Here is a 17,387-nt window from a genome sequence, read left to right on the forward strand (position 1 = left end):
TACGGCGAAAACAACAAATCCCGCACACAGCCGTGAGGCTGGGTGACGCGTATTTGCACGTGTCATTTTGATTTTGTGTCTAAGCGGCTGTTCAAAAAACAGAGTTAGATACAATGAAAAGAATGTTGATTAACGCAACTCAGCAAGAAGAGTTGCGCGTTGCCCTGGTAGATGGGCAACGGTTATATGATCTTGATATAGAAAGCCCGGGGCATGAGCAAAAGAAAGCTAACATTTACAAGGGTAAGATTACCCGTGTTGAGCCAAGCCTCGAAGCTGCCTTTGTAGACTACGGCGCAGAACGTCATGGTTTCCTCCCTCTAAAAGAAATTGCCCGCACTTACTTCCCGAAAGGTTACAAATTCGAAGGCCGTCCAAACATCAAAGAAGTGATCAAGGAAGGTCAGGAAGTTATCGTTCAAATTGATAAAGAAGAACGTGGCCAGAAAGGCGCCGCCCTGACGACTTTCCTGTCATTAGCAGGTAGCTACCTGGTACTGATGCCAAATAACCCTCGTGCCGGCGGTATTTCACGTCGTATAGAAGGTGACGAACGTAACGATCTAAAAGATTCACTAAGCCGCCTCGACTTGCCAGACGGTATGGGCTTAATTGTGCGTACAGCGGGTGTAGGCAAATCTTATGAAGAACTTGAGTGGGATTTACGGGTTCTGCTTAAGCATTGGGACGCCATTTCTGAAGTTGCTGAAAATCGTGCAGCACCTTTCCTTATTCATCAGGAAAGTAATGTCATTGTTCGCGCTATTCGCGATTACTTGCGCCGTGACATTGGCGAAATTCTGATTGATAAAACCAGCATTTATGAGCAAGCACTGCAGCACATTGAGCTGGTTCGCCCTGATTTCGCAAACCGCGTAAAACTGTACAAAGGCGATGTGCCGCTGTTCAGCCATTACCAAATCGAAAGCCAAATTGAATCCGCATTCCAGCGTGAAGTGCGTTTGCCTTCCGGCGGTTCAATTGTTATCGACCCAACCGAAGCGCTTACCTCTATCGATATCAACTCTGCCCGCGCAACCAAGGGTGGCGATATTGAAGAAACCGCACTGAACACCAACCTTGAAGCCGCCGACGAAATTGCCCGTCAGTTACGTCTTCGGGATTTAGGTGGCTTAGTGGTTATCGACTTCATCGATATGACCCCAGTGCGCCATCAGCGTGAAGTTGAAAAACGCATGCAAGACGCAGTGCGTTCCGACCGTGCTCGTGTTCAGTTAGGCCGTATCTCGCGTTTTGGTCTGCTGGAAATGTCACGTCAACGTCTTCGTCCGTCTCTGGGCGAATCTGCGCACCACGTGTGCCCTCGCTGTTCTGGTCACGGTACGATTCGTGGTACTGAGTCTCTGGCACTGTCTATTCTGCGTATTATCGAAGAAGAGAGCATCAAAGATAACACCGGTCAGATTGAAGCTCAGTTACCCGTACCGGTAGCGACTTACCTGCTGAACGAAAAGCGTAAGTCCATTAATGTGATTGAAAAACGTCACGGTGTTTCACTGTTGCTGATCCCGAATCCGCATCTGGAAACGCCGCATTATGAAGTGATTCGCCACCGTCCTGATGAAATCATCACCGACGCCAGCTACGATGTTGAACTAAAAGAGCCGGATGAAACGGAAAAGTATCAGCCAGTAGCGCAGCCTGCAAAACGTGAAGAACCGGCACTTAAGGGCTTAGTAGCGCCGACTCAGGCACCACCTACTCCTGTTGCAGCCGCTCCTACCCCAGCCGCGCCACAAACCCCGCCAACTGCAAATGGTGGCAACCTGTTTACCAAACTGGGTAAGTGGATTTCTTCCATTCTGGGTAGCGACGAGAAAGAAGAAGTTAAAGAAGAGTCGACTGAGAAAAAGACATCTTCACGACCGCCTCGTAATAAAGACAACCGCAACCGCAAGCCTCGCAACAACCGTAACCGCCGTGGTGGAAAGCAGCAGTCTGATAACAACGAGCGTGGTGAGCGTAACGACCGCAATGATCGCAATGTAAACGATGAAAACAAGTCGCAACAGAAGCGTCAGGATGATAAGCGTAATCGTCCTAAGAGCCGTCGTAAGCCTCAGGAAGACAAGCAGAGTAAACCAGAGCAGCAGAATGCCGCTGTGGAAAATGCTGACAACAATCAGGAGCAGCCAGAACGTAAGAAGCAGGTTGCAGAGCGTCGTAAGCGTCGTGACAAGCGCCGTAGTGTTCGCGTAAATAAAGATGGTGCGCAAAACGCTCAGAATACAGAAGAGACGCCAGCTATTGCAGCAGAAGCTAAATCTGCACCGGTTGACGCAGTTTCAGAAGTAAAAACCACTGACGCGCCAAACGTTGAAGAGCATAAAGCACCTGAAGTGACTAAAACTCAGGAAAAATCTGCTGTAACAGTGGAAGGTGAAACGACAACAGACACGACAAATGGTGAAGAAGCAGGTCAGAAGCGCGAAAGCCGTGGACGTTCACGCCGTTCTCCACGTCATGTTCGTGCTGCCGGTCAACGCCGTAAGAAAGAGCAAACGCCTGTTGATGATGCAGAGCAATCGAGCGCTGCTGAAAACAACGAGCAAAATGATGTCTCTGTGGCTCCAGTTGTTACTGCGCAAGCTGAAGAAACAGTCAACGCTGAATCGACTAGCCATGTTTCTGACGACACCAAGCCTGCGAACACTGAAGTTCAGGAAAAACAAGACAACGTTAAAGAAGCGGTAGCTGATGCGCCTGCACAGGACCAGCTTAACTTTGAACTTGCTCATCCTGAAACTGAAGAGAAGCCTAAATCAGCTAAACCACGCGTGCGGGTTGAAGGTGACAAAGTTGTTTCTGCGGATGTGTCGCCAGAACAGGTAGAAATTAACCTGAACGACAATGCTGAAGCGAAATCTAAAACCGAAGCAGTTGAAGAAGCGCGTGTCGCTGATAAAGCGGAACAAGCTGCGCCGTCTGCAGTCGTTGAAGCAGAACCTGAAGCCACAACTGAAGTTAACGAAGTTGAAGCCCCTGCAGAAGAAGCGACATCAGCGCCAGAAGTTGCTGAAGCAGAAGTAAAAGCAGAAGCTGAGAAACCAGTGGTGGCAGAAAAAGCCCAACCTGCTTTCGTTGCCACTTCCAGCCGTGGTCGTAGGCACGTTTCTCATCCGATGACGTTACCTGCGTCTGTTGATGCCGTATTCAATGATGTTGCATTGACGGCAAAAGCAGATGATGCTCGCCCTGCCCTGATTGTTTCGGGCAAAGCCGCATCAATGAGCCAGGCAACATCTTCTGCCTCTGCGGGCATGACATTGCCAGGTCAGAGCAAAGCAGAAACAGCGGAAGAAACAGCTGAGGTATAATTACCTTAACAGTTGAATAAACGCGATAGGGCCGTACTCTTAGTAGTACGGCTTTTTTTATTTGTTTGTCAAAGTGAGCAGTATGTCTGATAGCCCTCTTTTGCCCTTCCTGAACTGGCTAAATCAAGTTTCTGATCTAGAGTTCGAAAACCCACAACATATTCAAACACTTTGGAGCGGCTACGGCGCATGTTTCCGCGCATTTTCAGTACAAAACCATGAACCGGTTGTCATTAAATGTGTAAAGCCAGAGCAGGCATCCTCTCATCCGAAGGGGTGGAAAACATCTGCGTCTCATGAACGAAAGTTGCGATCGTTTGAAGTTGAACACTATTTTTATAAACATTTGCAAAAGCACACAAATAACCAGTGTCGGGTTCCTGATTATGCAGGCGGATGTCAGGAACAGGATTCCCATTTAATAATCCTCGAAGATTTAGATGCAGCCGGGTTCAGCCGCCGCGAAAGCGTTTTATCAACAACGCAATGTGAAGTGGTACTTATCTGGTTGGCTGAATTTCATGCCAGCTTCCTGGGCCTGGAAGACGAACACGTATGGGAAGAAGGGACATATTGGCACTTGAATACCCGGCAGGATGAATGGCATGCGATGGAAGCTGGCGAGTTAAAAGACAAGGCAGCTACCATTGCCAGCGCATTGAAAAATGCAAAATATCAGACGCTACTGCATGGCGATGCCAAAGTCGCGAATTTTTGTTTCACCGAAGATTTATCACACTGTGCAGCAGTAGATTTTCAATACACAGGTTACGGTGTGGGCGTGAAAGATGTGGCCTATTTTATTGGTAGTGCGTTGTCTGAACAGGAACAGCGCGATACAACAGCACACTGCCTCAACGTTTATTTTAACGCATTGCAGCAGGCATTAAACAGAAAACACCCCTCGGTGGACGCTTCGAAATTAATCACTGAATGGCGAGGTTTATACAACCTTGCATGCGCAGATTTCTACCGTTTTCTGGCCGGTTGGAGTCCGGACCACTGGAAACTAAACAGGCCACTCAGCGATGCGTGTAAAAGCGCACTGAATGGCCTGTAGTAAATTGAGGGGGCTAGTAACGAAGCAAGTACAACAAAGATGAGTCTATGAATGCCCGTCGATTGAACCTCTACCAGGTTAAATCGTCTGGAATTTCATAATCTGCATACCAGTCTTCTTCGTCTTCCTGTTTACCGTCGACGTCTTTGGTATCCAGAACGGCGCGATAAATCACAAAACTCTCGTCACGTTGCGCAATTTTATCTGCAACGGGTGTTGGTACCAGCTCATATGCTTCATCGAGTAACACCACAACCAAGCGGCCTTTTGTGACCTGACGATGCATTTCTTCACTCACGTACATGCGTTTTACCACATTGTCGTGAGTGAAGTTTAATACCACGTCGCCTTTACGCTCTTGCTTATTCACATTAATAAGCTGTTTAATTTGCGCAATCACCGAACGCTTTTCGCGCTCTTGTTGCTGTTCAGCATTCAGGGCGCGGTCTTTCGCTTTTTTCTCTTCTGCTGCTTGTTCGGCAGCAATTTTGGCGGCATCCGCTTCAACTTGCTGATTTTTATTTTTCAGTTTTTGTTTCTTGCGCTTATCCGCCCGGGCTTGTTTGGCTGAACTTTTGTTCGCCAAACCCGCTTTCAATAGTTGATCTTGTAATGAAGCCACTAATCACCTACTTCTTTTTCTTGTCCTGATCGACCCACTTGCCACCTTCATACCATGAAGACCAGCCCGTAGATTTGCCCTCGCTGTTTTCAGACATGACATACTGCTGTTTTGTCTTTCTGCTAAAGCGAACAATGGCTAAATTACCGTCTGGGTCAGCTTTGGGCGCATCGGCCAGATATTGGAATTTCGGCGAAATTCTGTCACGGAAGCGAGCAAGTTCCTCCACTTTCGGCGCACGAGTCTCCCTAGATTTAGGGAAATTATGGGCCGCTAAGAAAATACCTGATGCACCATCTCGCAGCACAAAATGCGCGTCAGATTTTTCGCAGGGCAGCTCGGGTAAATCTACCGGATCTTCCTTCGGTGGCGCGGCTTCACCGTTACGCAGCAACTTACGGGTATTCTTACATTCTTCGTTGGTACAACCAAAATACTTGCCGAAACGACCGTTTTTGAGTTCCATGTCGCTACCGCATTTATCGCATTCGATAACCGGACCGTCATAGCCTTTAATTTTGAACGTGCCTTCCTCGACGTACGTACCCGGACAGGTTGGCGTGTTACCACACACATGCAGCTTACGTTTTTCATCAACCAGATAACTGTCCATCGCCGTACCACAAATGTCACAGCGACGTTTAGCACGCAGCGCTTCAGTTTCCATTTCCTCTTCGTTGTCTACTTTCACCACTTCTTCACCCGGAGTCAGGTTCATGGTGTTAGTACAACGCTCTTTCGGCGGCAGGTTGTAACCTGAACAGCCAAGGAATACACCGGTAGAAGCCGTGCGCACATTCATCTCGCGGCCGCACTTGTCACAGGTAATACCGGCAGGCACTGCCTGATTCGGACGCATACCGCCCTCATCAGCATCTTTCTCTGCTTTCAGCAGTTTGCCGTAGAAATCGGTGTAGAAGCTATTCAGCACTTGCTTCCAGTTTTCTTTTCCTTCGGCGATATCGTCGAGGTGCTGTTCCATGTTCGCGGTAAAGTCGTAACTCATCAAATCGTCGAAGTTTTCCATCAGACGATCGTTAACGATTTCACCCATTTTCTCAGCATAGAAACGTTTATTTTCAAGACGCACATAACCGCGATCCTGAATAGTAGAAATGATACTCGCGTAAGTAGACGGGCGGCCAATTCCACGCTTTTCCAACTCTTTAACCAGCGAGGCTTCGTTAAAGCGGGCAATAGGCTTAGTGAAATGCTGTTTTGGATCCAGTGCTTTAAGATCCAGGGTATCGCCCTGCTTCACATCGGGTAGCAGTAATTCTTCTTCGCCTTTCTTGCGGATTTGCGGCTGTACCTTAGTCCAACCGTCGAATTTAAGTACGCGACCTTTTGCCGTTAATTCATAATCGCCAGCGGCAACACGAATAGTCGTGGCATCGTATTTTGCGTTTGTCATTTGGCATGCAACAAACTGACGCCAAATAAGCTCATACAAGCGCTGAGCGTCTCTCTCCATGTCTTTCAGAGATGCTGCCTGTACTTTTACGCTTGAAGGACGAATCGCTTCGTGAGCTTCCTGAGCGCCTTCTTTGCTGCCGTAGCGAATTGGCGAGGCTGGCAAATACTTAGCACCGAAATTCTCGTCGATGTAAGCGCGGCAATTATCCAGTGCTTCCTGACTCAGGTTCGTGGAGTCGGTACGCATATAGGTAATGTGACCGGCTTCATACAAACGCTGGGCCAGCATCATGGTTTTCTTAACACCGAAACCCAGACGGGTACTCGCCGCCTGTTGCAACGTCGATGTAATAAATGGCGCGGAAGGCTTGCTCTGCGTTGGTTTGGATTCGCGGCTTTCCACCACGTACGCGGCATTTTCTAAATGGCCAACCGCAGTATCCGCTTCTTGTTTGTTCTTCGGCTTGAAAGGCTGGTCCTGGTAGCGGGCCACCAGCATACGCAGTTGCTGTGCCTTGCTTGCTGCAACATCGGCATGAATATCCCAGAACTCTTCCGGTACAAAAGCCTTAATTTCACGCTCACGCTCAACCACCAACCGCACGGCGACCGACTGTACACGACCAGCTGACAAGCCACGGGCAATCTTTTTCCACAACAGTGGCGACACCATGAACCCTACAACCCGATCAAGAAAACGGCGGGCTTGCTGCGCATTCACGCGGTCAAGATTCAATTCACCAGGATGAGAGAAGGCTTCCTGAATGGCGTTTTTGGTGATTTCGTTGAAGACTACACGCTGATACGTTTTGTTTTTCTCACCCAGAAGTTCCCGCAGGTGCCAGGCGATAGCCTCCCCTTCGCGGTCCAAATCCGTTGCGAGATAGACAGTGTCAGCATCTTTCGCCAGCTTTTTAAGTTCGTTAACGACTTTCTCTTTTCCCTGCAATACCTGGTAGTGGGCATGCCAGTCTGCTTCTGGATCGACGCCCATGCGATCGACCAGTTTGCGGTACTCGTGTTTGCGCAGGTATTCTTCCCGCGCTTTGTCGCTCATCGTTTTTAGTTCTTTTGCCGGTTTTTTCGGTTCGACGTTACCCACGGCCTTGGTAGGCAGGTCGCGAACGTGGCCAACAGAAGATTTTACGATAAAATTTTTACCGAGATATTTATTTATCGTTTTAGCTTTTGCTGGTGACTCGACAATAACCAGTGATTTTGCCATAAAAATTGATTAAACCTGTTCGTAATCAGAGACTTAAATCGTCTCAATGAATATTTAGGTGTAGTGAGTGGCGATGGTGCACTACCCTTTCTTTTTTTAACATATATCTACAAAGTGAATGGAAAACAAGATCTTCTTAATAGTTATTCTGTCGCTTGCTTCAAATACCGCCACAAACTGTTCATTATTTAGCCTGCGACGTTGGCAAGCCTAGTAAAAACCGTATAATGCCGCCAATCCAATAGCCAGAAAACCCGCTTTATTCGTTGCTCTGCCTGCATTATCAGGGTGAATCGCTCAAATTCAAGCAAGCATCGGTAAGAAACGGAAATCTATGAGTTAAGAGGCGTAAATATGCAGCAATTCGAAGTAAACTTTGACGGCCTGGTAGGCCCCACCCACAATTATGCGGGACTATCTGTCGGCAACGTGGCATCACAAAGCAATGCCAATGCTGTAAGCAATCCAAAGGAAGCGGCCAAGCAAGGTCTGGCAAAAATGAAAGCGCTGGCTGATATCGGTATGCAACAAGGTGTACTCGCGCCGCAGGAACGCCCGGACATGGTCATGCTCCGTCGTCTTGGCTTTTCTGGCAGCGATGCAGAGGTGTTAGAGAAAGCCGCCAAGCAAGCGCCACAGGTCTTTCTTGCGTGTTGTTCGGCTTCAAGCATGTGGACCGCAAATGCGGCCACAGTATCACCTGGCGCAGATACAGCCGATGGTAAAATTCACTTCACGCCAGCGAACCTGACCAACAAATTTCACCGTTCGTTAGAACCTGAAGTCACTGGCAATATTTTAAAGGCCACCTTTGCCGATACGGCCCATTTTGCTCATCATGTACATCTGCCAGATAACGAACATTTTGGTGATGAAGGTGCTGCGAATCACACGCGTTTGTGCTCGCAGTATGGCGAAGCGGGAGTAGAACTTTTTGTATACGGACGCTATGCCTTCGACAGCAGTAAACCTGCCCCGACACGCTACCCTGCTCGCCAAACAATGGAAGCCTGTCAAGCCGTAGCGCGTTTGCATGGTCTCGATGAGCAACGTGTTGTTTATATTCAGCAAAATCCCGACGTGATTGACCAAGGCGTATTCCACAACGACGTTATTTCTGTGGGTAACCAAAACGTGCTGTTTTATCACCAGCAAGCGTTCTTAAATACGCCTGCGGTACTCGATGAAATAAAAGCTAAATTTGGTGACAACCCGTTGCACTTTATCGAAGTGCCCACCAGTGCGGTTTCTGTTCAGGATGCGGTAAGCACCTACCTGTTCAACACGCAGATCATTACTCTTCCTGAAGGGCATATGGCCATTATCGCGCCTTCAGAATGCGAGGAAAATGCGGCGGTTTCAGATTACCTGAAAACCCTTACCACACTGGGCTCTCCCATTAAGGAAGTGAAGTTCTTTGACGTGAAACAGAGCATGCGTAATGGCGGTGGTCCTGCGTGTCTGCGCTTGCGTGTGGCGATGAATGACCAACAGCTTGCAGCAACTAACCCGAATACGTTGATGAACGAGGCGCTTTTTGCCCGTTTAAACCAGTGGATAGACAAGCATTATCGCGATCGCTTATCCGAACGGGATCTCCGCGACCCGCAGCTGCTTATTGAAAGCCGCACAGCATTAGATGAACTCACCCAAATAATGCACCTTGGTTCGGTTTATCCGTTCCAGCAGGGCTAATGCGCATAGATTAGTTCTTAAATAAAGAAAAAGCCGGGTCACTGTGAGGTGACCCGGCTTTTTATTTGTAATGCTAGTTAGAAGAAGTCACTACAGTCAGAAGATGTTCCGAAAGGACTGTCGGGTGGAGATACACTCTCGTTAGTCAGGTCGGTAGATAACACCTCGTAATCATACAGAATTGATTGCTTAGACTCGCTACCCGTAGATTGCGCATAAATGGTAATCTCCGACTCATAAAATGCACCATATTCTCTTGGGTATCTCACCTCTAGTGTTGCTTGGCCATTCGCATCGGTAGTACTCACACCGTCTTTGAACGCTATGGAGCCGACAATACCAGGCGTTAGGAATGTATCGCCATTATCGTCTTCAAGAGGGTCTAGCATACCGTTATCGTTATCATCTTCATTAGGGCATGATATTGTGTAATTCACTCGCCATAGCGTACCATCCCACGTCCAGTCACCTTTGTGATATTGTCCGCTAAAAGCGGTAGGTACCGGGACCAACGATGCCGTTAACTCAATGTTTTCAATCGGACGTCCAGCAGAATCAGTCACAAAAACAGCAAATTCTTTCAGGAAAATGGTGTCATCAGGGGCGCCTAACAAGTTCCCTGTTCCAATTGACACATCAAACGCACGATTTCCCACTGTCATTGAAACCTGTGCCGTCACTTCTGGTTCATCTAATACAGTCGCGGTGATTAATACAAACTCTTCACTCGTTACTGCTGCAGATGTGAATACGGTAGATGCAATACCGTTACTGTCAGTGGTGGCTTGCGAAGGTGAAATCGTACCGGTGCTCGTATCATTTACATTGAAACTAACTACCTTGTTTTTAACTAGATTACCTGCCGGATCGCGAACAATGGCGGAAATAGTACTTGTTTGACCATCAGGACCAATGATATCCGGCGATGCATCTACGTACATGATGTCAGCATCTGTGGCGATAAATTCTATTTCAACCGTTGCAGTGACTTCATTACCTGCACCGTCATTACCAGTTGCGGTAATTTCAGCAATGCCAGCATTCGTCGAAGCGATGTCGAATGAAATTTCGCCTGAAGCATCAGTGGTACCGGTTTCGTCACCAGGCCGAATATCGCCGCGTGAGGCTGTGAAAGTCACATTACCACCGGCAAAAACGGCGTTGTCTTTACTCCAGGAAACGGTCAAGGTGGTGTAATCACCAGCTTCATAAGCATTATCTGGTGCTACCGGTACTTCTTCGGTTGGCACTGTTGTAAAAGCAAAATCATCTTCTTGAACAGTAACCGTAAATGTTGTTGTTGACCCCAGTGCAGTACCAGAAATTGTCGCCGTTCCAGATTCAGAGCCTGTAAACGTTACGGAAGCCTGACCATTGGTGCCTGTGGTCACTTCTGTCGCAGACAGCGTGCCGATATCAGTACTTAATGAGATAGATTGGTTTGGAATGTTTGTGCCATCAGAGTCCTGAACACGAAGTGTAAGGGTCGCAGAATCGTTAATCGTAATTGAACGGGAACCATTAATGGTGACTTCTGTACCGTCTATTTCAATTTCAATGGTGCGCACTACGTCTCCTGCTGTAGCGGTTACGGTGACAAAGCGGTTACCTGCATTATTACTGGTGCTCAGTAATGCTGAAGCAGTACCATTTTCCAGCGTGGCATCGTCTACTTGCTGAATTTCTACGCCAGCGGATGCAGGAGCAGAAAAGCTCACCTCAACGCCTTCCATAAGCACACTTTGAGAGTTTTTAACCAGAGCAATCAGTTCAACGCTATCTGAGCCGCTGGAAGGTAAGAGCACTGAAGAGGCATAAAACTCCATTTCAGCTGGCACTTCAGTAACAACAGAGGCGCCCGCAGAAGAAAATGTGGTGGTTTGAGTAGATCCATCCGGCAAGGTAGCAGTAACTTGGCCATCGCCCGCGGAAGAACCCACAAGCAATCCAATAGTCGCTTCGCCGCTGTCGTTAGTTCTAGCAGTGCCAGTGTCGTTAGAAAACTGTGCAATATCGTCATTTGACAGGGTAAAGGTGATGAGTGCGTCAGTTAACGGATTACCGCTAGCATTTACCGCCGTAAAATTAAGGGTGAGCGGATTTTCAGAAGATAAATCACGGTCAGCTTCCCCTCCAGCATTGGCTAACGATAGTGTCACCGTATAGTTGTCTGATGTTGCACCTGTACCTGTTGCCGAAAACGTCGTTGTGCCTGTGGTGCCGTCAGGCGTTGTTGCCGTAATCTGGCCATCACCACTGGCGGTGCTGGCGGTTAAGTTGATGGTAGCGACACCGGCATCATCCGTTCTGGCGGTACCCGTATCGTTGCCAAACGAAGCCAGGTTTTCATTAGATAGGGAAAAAGTAACGAGAGCATCAGCTAGTGCTGCGCCGTCTTGATCCACCACCGTCGCTGTAAGAGTCAGCGGATTTTCTGAAGATAAATCACGGTCGGTTTCGCCAGCCTGATCGGTAAGCGAAAGCGTTACTGTGTAAGTGGGATCTGTGGTGGTGCCCGTGTCTCCGCCGGTGTTACCGCTGCTGGTTTCGCGCTCAAGTGAGCCTCCGCCGCCTCCGCAGGCAAATAACATTAACAGCATACTGAACAACGTCAGAGACTTGGAAAGTGTTTTCATAGTTGTCTTCCTGGACCTCTAGTAAATGACATTACTGAAATATTTCTCATTTCAATCTGATAAGATTCTGGCAAACTAGCGCTATAACAAAATCAAGAAACATCTGATGTTAGGGAACCTTCATGTCTCAATCTTCTAAAAAGCTAAGTTTGACAGCCAGAATCTTTATCGGCATGGGTGCCGGAATCATTACCGGCGCATTACTTCAGCTTCTGTTCGATGATAGCGGAGATTTACGCTTTTCGATATTCGGCTTCGAGTTTTCCACGTATACCTTTTTAGTAGATGGTATATTCTCAACTGTCGGCGCCATCTTCATCGCCAGCTTGAAAATGTTAGTGGTACCACTAGTGTTTATCTCGCTTGTATGCGGTACATGCAGTTTAACCGACCCCAGTAAATTGGGTCGATTGGGTCTCAAATCCGTATCGTTATATATACTCACAACCGCCATTGCAATTACACTGGCTATCAGTCTGGGATTAGTGATAAGTCCGGGTAGCGGCGTATCCATGCCCACCGATGCAACCTATGTCGCCAAAGAAGCACCGACTTTCAGTCAAGTGATTATCAACATGTTCCCCACCAACCCGATTAAATCGATGGCGGAAGGTAACATGCTGCAAATTATTATCTTTGCCGTGCTGTTCGGCGTTGCAATGGCAATGACTGGCGATGCTGGTAAGCGTTTGGGCGCAGTATTTGAAGATTTGAATACAATCATCATGCGCTTGGTGACGATTATTATGAATCTTGCACCGTACGGTGTGTTTGTATTGATGGCGAAACTGTTTAGCACCATTGGTGCTGAAATGCTGGGAAGCCTAGCGAAATATTTCTTTCTGGTGATTGTCGTGCTTATTTTGCATGGCATTGTAACCTACTCCGTCATGCTGAAACTCGCGACCGGTCTCAACCCTGTTATCATGCTCAAGAAAATGCGTGATGCTGCCTTATTTGCCTTTACCACATCAAGCAGCAGTGCCACCTTGCCAGTGACCATGGAAACCGCACGTAACAAACTGGGTGTGGGTAAATCGGTTTCATCTTTCACCCTGCCGCTGGGGTCAACCATTAACATGGATGGCACCGCCATTATGCAAGGTGTGGCAACCGTGTTTATCGCGCAAGTTTACGGTGTCGATTTAACCCTTGGTGATTACATCATGGTGGTGTTTACCGCCACGTTGGCCTCGGTGGGTACCGCAGGCGTGCCTGGTGTTGGCCTTATTATGCTGGCAATGGTACTCCAACAAGTCAACCTGCCAGTAGAGGGAATTGCACTTATCATTGGTGTCGACCGCTTACTCGATATGACCCGTACAGCGGTTAATATCACCGGCGATTGTATGGTGTCTTGTGTGGTAGCAAAAAGTGAAGGCGAGCTTGATGAAGCCGTGTTCAACGACCCTGATGCCGGTACAAAAGAAGAAACCATCGACTTCGAGCACTTTGACAAAAACAGTTAATTAGATGATTCAAAAGAAAAGGGGCGCATTTTACCAATGCGCCCCTTTTTTATATTCAATTCGAACTGTTAGCGGTTCAGTGCCTGGGCAGGATCAACATTCACAGCCCGTCTTGCCGGATACCAGGTTGCCAGCAAGCAAAGTGTAAATGCCACTACGACCGTAAGAATGACATCGGTCCATTGCAGTTCCGAAGGCAAAAAATCAATAAAATAGATATCGCCGGAAAGCAGTGTAATGCCCGTCCATGACTCAATGGTTGCGACAATGGCTGACAGATTCGGAGCAATCACCACTGCTGCTACCGTACCGCACACAATGCCAATGACACCGTTAATCATGCCTTGCATCATGAAGGTACGACGAATCAGGCTGTCAGGCGCTCCCATGGTACGAAGAATAGCTATTGCCCCCTGCTTTTCTCGCACCGACATAACCAGTGTGGAAACAATATTAAAACAGGCCACCGCAATCACCAGCGTCAGCGCAATCATCACAACAACACGCACCAATTGAATGTCGTTGTATAAGTGACCTTGGGTACGCATCCAATACGAGATATACACGGGTTGGTCAAAGTTATAACCGATATCCCGCATCGTTTCATAAGCGCTGTAAGGATCTTTAAGCATGAAACGTAACCCCTGAGCCCCGGTGATGACACCGGATTCCGTTGAGGCTGTGGCCAGGTGCATCATGGCCAAGTAATTATCCATTTCACCGCCAACTTTGAGCCTGCCAGCAACAGTGAGATGCATGAGGTGCGGCGCTTTAAACGACAAATCTTCCGTGGCGGTAGGAATGAGTACGCTAATGCGATCTCCCGCTGCGAGTTCAAGCTTGTCCATTAGCCCCTGACCAATCAGCACTGAATCTTCGTCTGCCTTGAATTGTTGCCAATCTTCAGCCGAGACCTGATTTAGCCAACGATCGTGACTCGCTCGGCTCATATCAAGTCCGGTGAGTTCTACAGCCCGCAGATTCCCTTTGTGCTGTAACATGCCAGTAATTCGGGTGTAGGGCTCAATGCTTTCGACTCTGTCATCTTGTTCCAACAACGCGATTTCGCTTTTCCAATCGCGGATCCCTTCACTGTTTACTGAATAAAGTTCGCCGTGAGGAATGACGGCTAAAATCCGGTTTAAAAGCTCACGTTCAAAGCCATTCATGATTGATAGCAGCACAATGAGCACAAAACAACCGAGACCAATTCCCAGTGTTGAAGAGAATGAAATGAACGAGATATAGCCGTTTGTCTGTTTAGCCCGGCGAAAACGAGAGGCTAATTGCCACGCAAGACTCAAGCGCTAGCCTCCCCATGAAGCACGCCATCTTTGATGCGTAGAATACGGTCCATTCTCGCTGCTAACGCGTTATCGTGTGTTACAACCACAAAGCTGGTACCTAAACTTTCACTGAGTGATGTGAGCAGCTGATAGATCTGCTCACCGGTTTTATTGTCGAGATTGCCAGTTGGCTCATCGGCCAGCACCAAAGCAGGACGATTCACCAATGCGCGCGCAATGGCTACACGCTGACGTTCACCACCAGACAACGCAGAAGGCTTGTGCTGCATACGGTGAGACAACCCTACTTTTTCAAGTATTTCCTGGGCTTGCTTCGTTGCGTTGGTCGGATTTTCGCCACCAATCAACAGTGGCATGGCCGTGTTCTCAAGTGCGGTGAATTCAGGTAACAAGTGATGAAACTGATAGATAAACCCGATTTTCTGGTTTCTCAGCGCAGCAAGTTGCGCCGATTTCATCGAGGTAATCGATTTTCCTTCAAACCACACCTCACCTTCCGTAGGCTTGTCTAAACCACCCAGTATGTGAAGTAATGTGCTTTTACCAGAGCCCGAACTGCCAAGAATAGCAACATGTTCAGACGGTTTTACAGATAAGGATACGTTTGACAGTACAGGCGTGTCAGTCTGTCCGTCGTGATAGATTTTTGTGATCCCGCGACAGGCGAGTAATGCTTCCATTTATTTAGCGCTTCTAATTTCGTTTCTGACAGTGCAGATACTATCGCGCCTGTGATGAATGGCAAACAAAGAAGCGTTTAAATTGCAGAACGGCAGGGAGAAACCGCTCAGAGCGGCTGTTTTCTTCAAATTTGATTTACTGTTTTAATCCGATAACCGTGTACTGACCTTTTACATAGAGTTTAACCACCACAGGTTCCCCACTGTAGTTCCGCCAATACCAACCATGGCTACCCGCAAAAGGTGCAGTAAAACTTCCTTTCATTTCGGTGGATGTGGATATCGTGTAACTCTCAAAATATCCTGTGGTATCACCCTCTGGCTCGCCGTGTAAGTCGAAATACAATGGTGTTCCATCGGTTATCCATTCGTAGGTCATTTTCGCGTACTGTGGCATCGAGAATTTATACTCCACGCCCTTTCCTGCCGGAACAGTAACTTTAATTGCCTCGAAGCTATCGCTAACTGCTATCTCATTCTCACTCTGTACAGGCTGAGCTATTTCTTCACTTCCCGCGAATACAGTTAGCCCAAGTGCCTTACCTACGCCAGTAGGGTCAATGTTGTACTCAGCAGGAAGAATAACGGTCAAAAGTGTTATCGCAGCGAGGAGCAATGCGGTTAATGACGCTTTAATTAGTGTTTTTGAACTAACGGTATGTTCCATAATGCTCTCTGTGCGTTAACTGAGGAAATAGCCGGTAAGCTGGTAACCCATAAGCATAAGTCCGGCACTCATTAGCAGTGTATTGGTGATAGTTGCAAAATGTTGAAAAGACGGCAATTTACGCCAGGCAGTGATCAAAATCAAAATTACAGCCAACGCGCTAAATTGCCCCACTTCCACACCGAGGTTAAAAGCAACGAGGTTCGCAAACAGGCCGTTTTCAGATAGTTCGAATTCTTGCAGTTTAGTTGCCAATCCAAAACCATGACATAAACCAAAAATAAAAACCGCTAGACGGGCGTCGGGTTGCCAATTAAAACACCGTTTAAAGCCACCTAAATTGTCAAAACCTTTATAAACAACAGACAAGCCGATGATAGCATCGATAAGGTACGCATTAACCTGAATGTGCATCAGCACGCCCAATAACAAGGTGGTGCTGTGGCCAATAGTGAATAAGGTAACAAAGAGCAGGATTTCTTTACTGCGATACAAAAAGAATATGACGCCGAGTAAGAATAGCAGGTGATCGTAACCGGTCACCATGTGTTTAGCGCCGATATAAAGGAACGGGATAAATTGAATGCCTTCACTCTGCTGAAGAAAAGCGCGAGTGTTGTTATCTACACCGTGAGCAAAAACGTCTGTACACCACAATGTGGCTGCTACGCTAAAGAAAAGAATGCAGCATCTGATAAATGCAGCTGGCACTTGCCCGCTCCTTAAGACTTTTATCTTTTATATTAACAACGGAGTTTTACAAATTATCAAACAGATAGCGAGATTTATTGGTGAATAGACTCAATAACGAAGGCGTATTTTAGAAGAAAAATTTGATTACTAACGAAATTGGAAATAAACGATAAAACAAGAAGGGAAATGGCGGAGCGGACGGGACTCGAACCCGCGACCCCCGGCGTGACAGGCCGGTATTCTAACCAACTGAACTACCGCTCCAACGGCATTTTTTGTTCTGTACTCTTGAATGGCGGAGCGGACGGGACTCGAACCCGCGACCCCCGGCGTGACAGGCCGGTATTCTAACCAACTGAACTACCGCTCCACACAAGAGAAGACGCGAAACTAAATGGCGGAGCGGACGGGACTCGAACCCGCGACCCCCGGCGTGACAGGCCGGTATTCTAACCAACTGAACTACCGCTCCGAAGAACCATATTAGTTTTGCTATTGAAAGTGGCGGAGCGGACGGGACTCGAACCCGCGACCCCCGGCGTGACAGGCCGGTATTCTAACCAACTGAACTACCGCTCC

General features: G+C 47.8%; 11 protein-coding genes and 4 tRNA genes. 4 read left to right on the forward strand and 11 right to left on the reverse strand.

Annotated elements, in window-relative coordinates:
• Window positions 1-113: 113 nt before the first annotated feature.
• Window positions 114-3,338 carry a ribonuclease E gene (gene rne / locus ACXAGX_RS14920; RefSeq protein ID WP_474839262.1) on the forward strand — a complete coding sequence of 1,075 codons (3,225 nt, stop codon included), beginning with the start codon at window positions 114-116 and terminating at the stop codon, window positions 3,336-3,338.
• An 82-nt stretch (window positions 3,339-3,420) separates the two neighbouring features.
• Window positions 3,421-4,398, forward strand: a complete 978-nt coding sequence (locus ACXAGX_RS14925; protein ID WP_474839264.1) for a phosphotransferase — start codon at window positions 3,421-3,423, stop codon at window positions 4,396-4,398.
• A gap of 70 nt (window positions 4,399-4,468) precedes the next feature.
• Here ACXAGX_RS14925 and ACXAGX_RS14930 read toward each other — a convergent pair whose 3' ends face one another.
• Complete coding sequence (locus ACXAGX_RS14930; RefSeq protein ID WP_474839266.1) at window positions 4,469-5,020, reverse strand: DUF2058 domain-containing protein; 552 nt, start codon at window positions 5,018-5,020, stop codon at window positions 4,469-4,471.
• A 7-nt stretch (window positions 5,021-5,027) separates the two neighbouring features.
• Window positions 5,028-7,661, reverse strand: a complete 2,634-nt coding sequence (gene topA, locus ACXAGX_RS14935; protein WP_474824785.1) for a type I DNA topoisomerase — start codon at window positions 7,659-7,661, stop codon at window positions 5,028-5,030.
• A gap of 354 nt (window positions 7,662-8,015) precedes the next feature.
• On the opposite strand from topA, the gene astB reads away from it, so the two are divergent.
• Window positions 8,016-9,356 (forward strand): N-succinylarginine dihydrolase, encoded by a 1,341-nt coding sequence (gene astB / locus ACXAGX_RS14940; protein ID WP_474839268.1) that lies wholly within the window; start codon window positions 8,016-8,018, stop codon window positions 9,354-9,356.
• 77 nt (window positions 9,357-9,433) lie between these two features.
• On the opposite strand, the gene ACXAGX_RS14945 is transcribed toward astB, so the two are convergent.
• On the reverse strand, window positions 9,434-11,992 hold the full coding sequence (locus ACXAGX_RS14945) for an Ig-like domain-containing protein (RefSeq protein WP_474839270.1): 2,559 nt from the start codon (window positions 11,990-11,992) through the stop codon (window positions 9,434-9,436).
• 122 nt (window positions 11,993-12,114) lie between these two features.
• On the opposite strand from ACXAGX_RS14945, the gene ACXAGX_RS14950 reads away from it, so the two are divergent.
• On the forward strand, window positions 12,115-13,461 hold the full coding sequence (locus tag ACXAGX_RS14950) for a dicarboxylate/amino acid:cation symporter (protein WP_474839272.1): 1,347 nt from the start codon (window positions 12,115-12,117) through the stop codon (window positions 13,459-13,461).
• Window positions 13,462-13,529: 68 nt separating this feature from the next.
• Here ACXAGX_RS14950 and lolE read toward each other — a convergent pair whose 3' ends face one another.
• The 8 genes from lolE to ACXAGX_RS14990 all read right to left on the reverse strand — a co-directional run bounded on the left by lolE (window position 13,530) and on the right by ACXAGX_RS14990 (window position 17,387).
• Window positions 13,530-14,765, reverse strand: coding sequence for a lipoprotein-releasing ABC transporter permease subunit LolE (gene lolE / locus ACXAGX_RS14955; RefSeq protein WP_474839274.1), 1,236 nt, complete (start codon window positions 14,763-14,765; stop codon window positions 13,530-13,532).
• A complete protein-coding gene (gene lolD / locus ACXAGX_RS14960; protein ID WP_474839276.1) occupies window positions 14,762-15,448 on the reverse strand; it encodes a lipoprotein-releasing ABC transporter ATP-binding protein LolD in 687 nt (228 codons plus the stop codon). Before lolD ends, lolE begins: the two co-directional genes overlap by 4 nt.
• A gap of 136 nt (window positions 15,449-15,584) precedes the next feature.
• On the reverse strand, window positions 15,585-16,115 hold the full coding sequence (locus ACXAGX_RS14965) for a hypothetical protein (protein ID WP_474839278.1): 531 nt from the start codon (window positions 16,113-16,115) through the stop codon (window positions 15,585-15,587).
• 15 nt (window positions 16,116-16,130) lie between these two features.
• On the reverse strand, window positions 16,131-16,811 hold the full coding sequence (locus ACXAGX_RS14970; RefSeq protein WP_474839605.1) for a HupE/UreJ family protein: 681 nt from the start codon (window positions 16,809-16,811) through the stop codon (window positions 16,131-16,133).
• A gap of 184 nt (window positions 16,812-16,995) precedes the next feature.
• Window positions 16,996-17,072, reverse strand: a tRNA-Asp gene (locus tag ACXAGX_RS14975).
• 29 nt (window positions 17,073-17,101) lie between these two features.
• Window positions 17,102-17,178 (reverse strand) — tRNA-Asp (locus ACXAGX_RS14980).
• A gap of 25 nt (window positions 17,179-17,203) precedes the next feature.
• Window positions 17,204-17,280 (reverse strand) — tRNA-Asp (locus ACXAGX_RS14985).
• Between the two features lie 30 nt (window positions 17,281-17,310).
• A tRNA-Asp gene (locus tag ACXAGX_RS14990) sits at window positions 17,311-17,387 on the reverse strand.

The sequence above is a fragment of the Alteromonas sp. ABV4_515 genome, assembly GCF_056160345.1.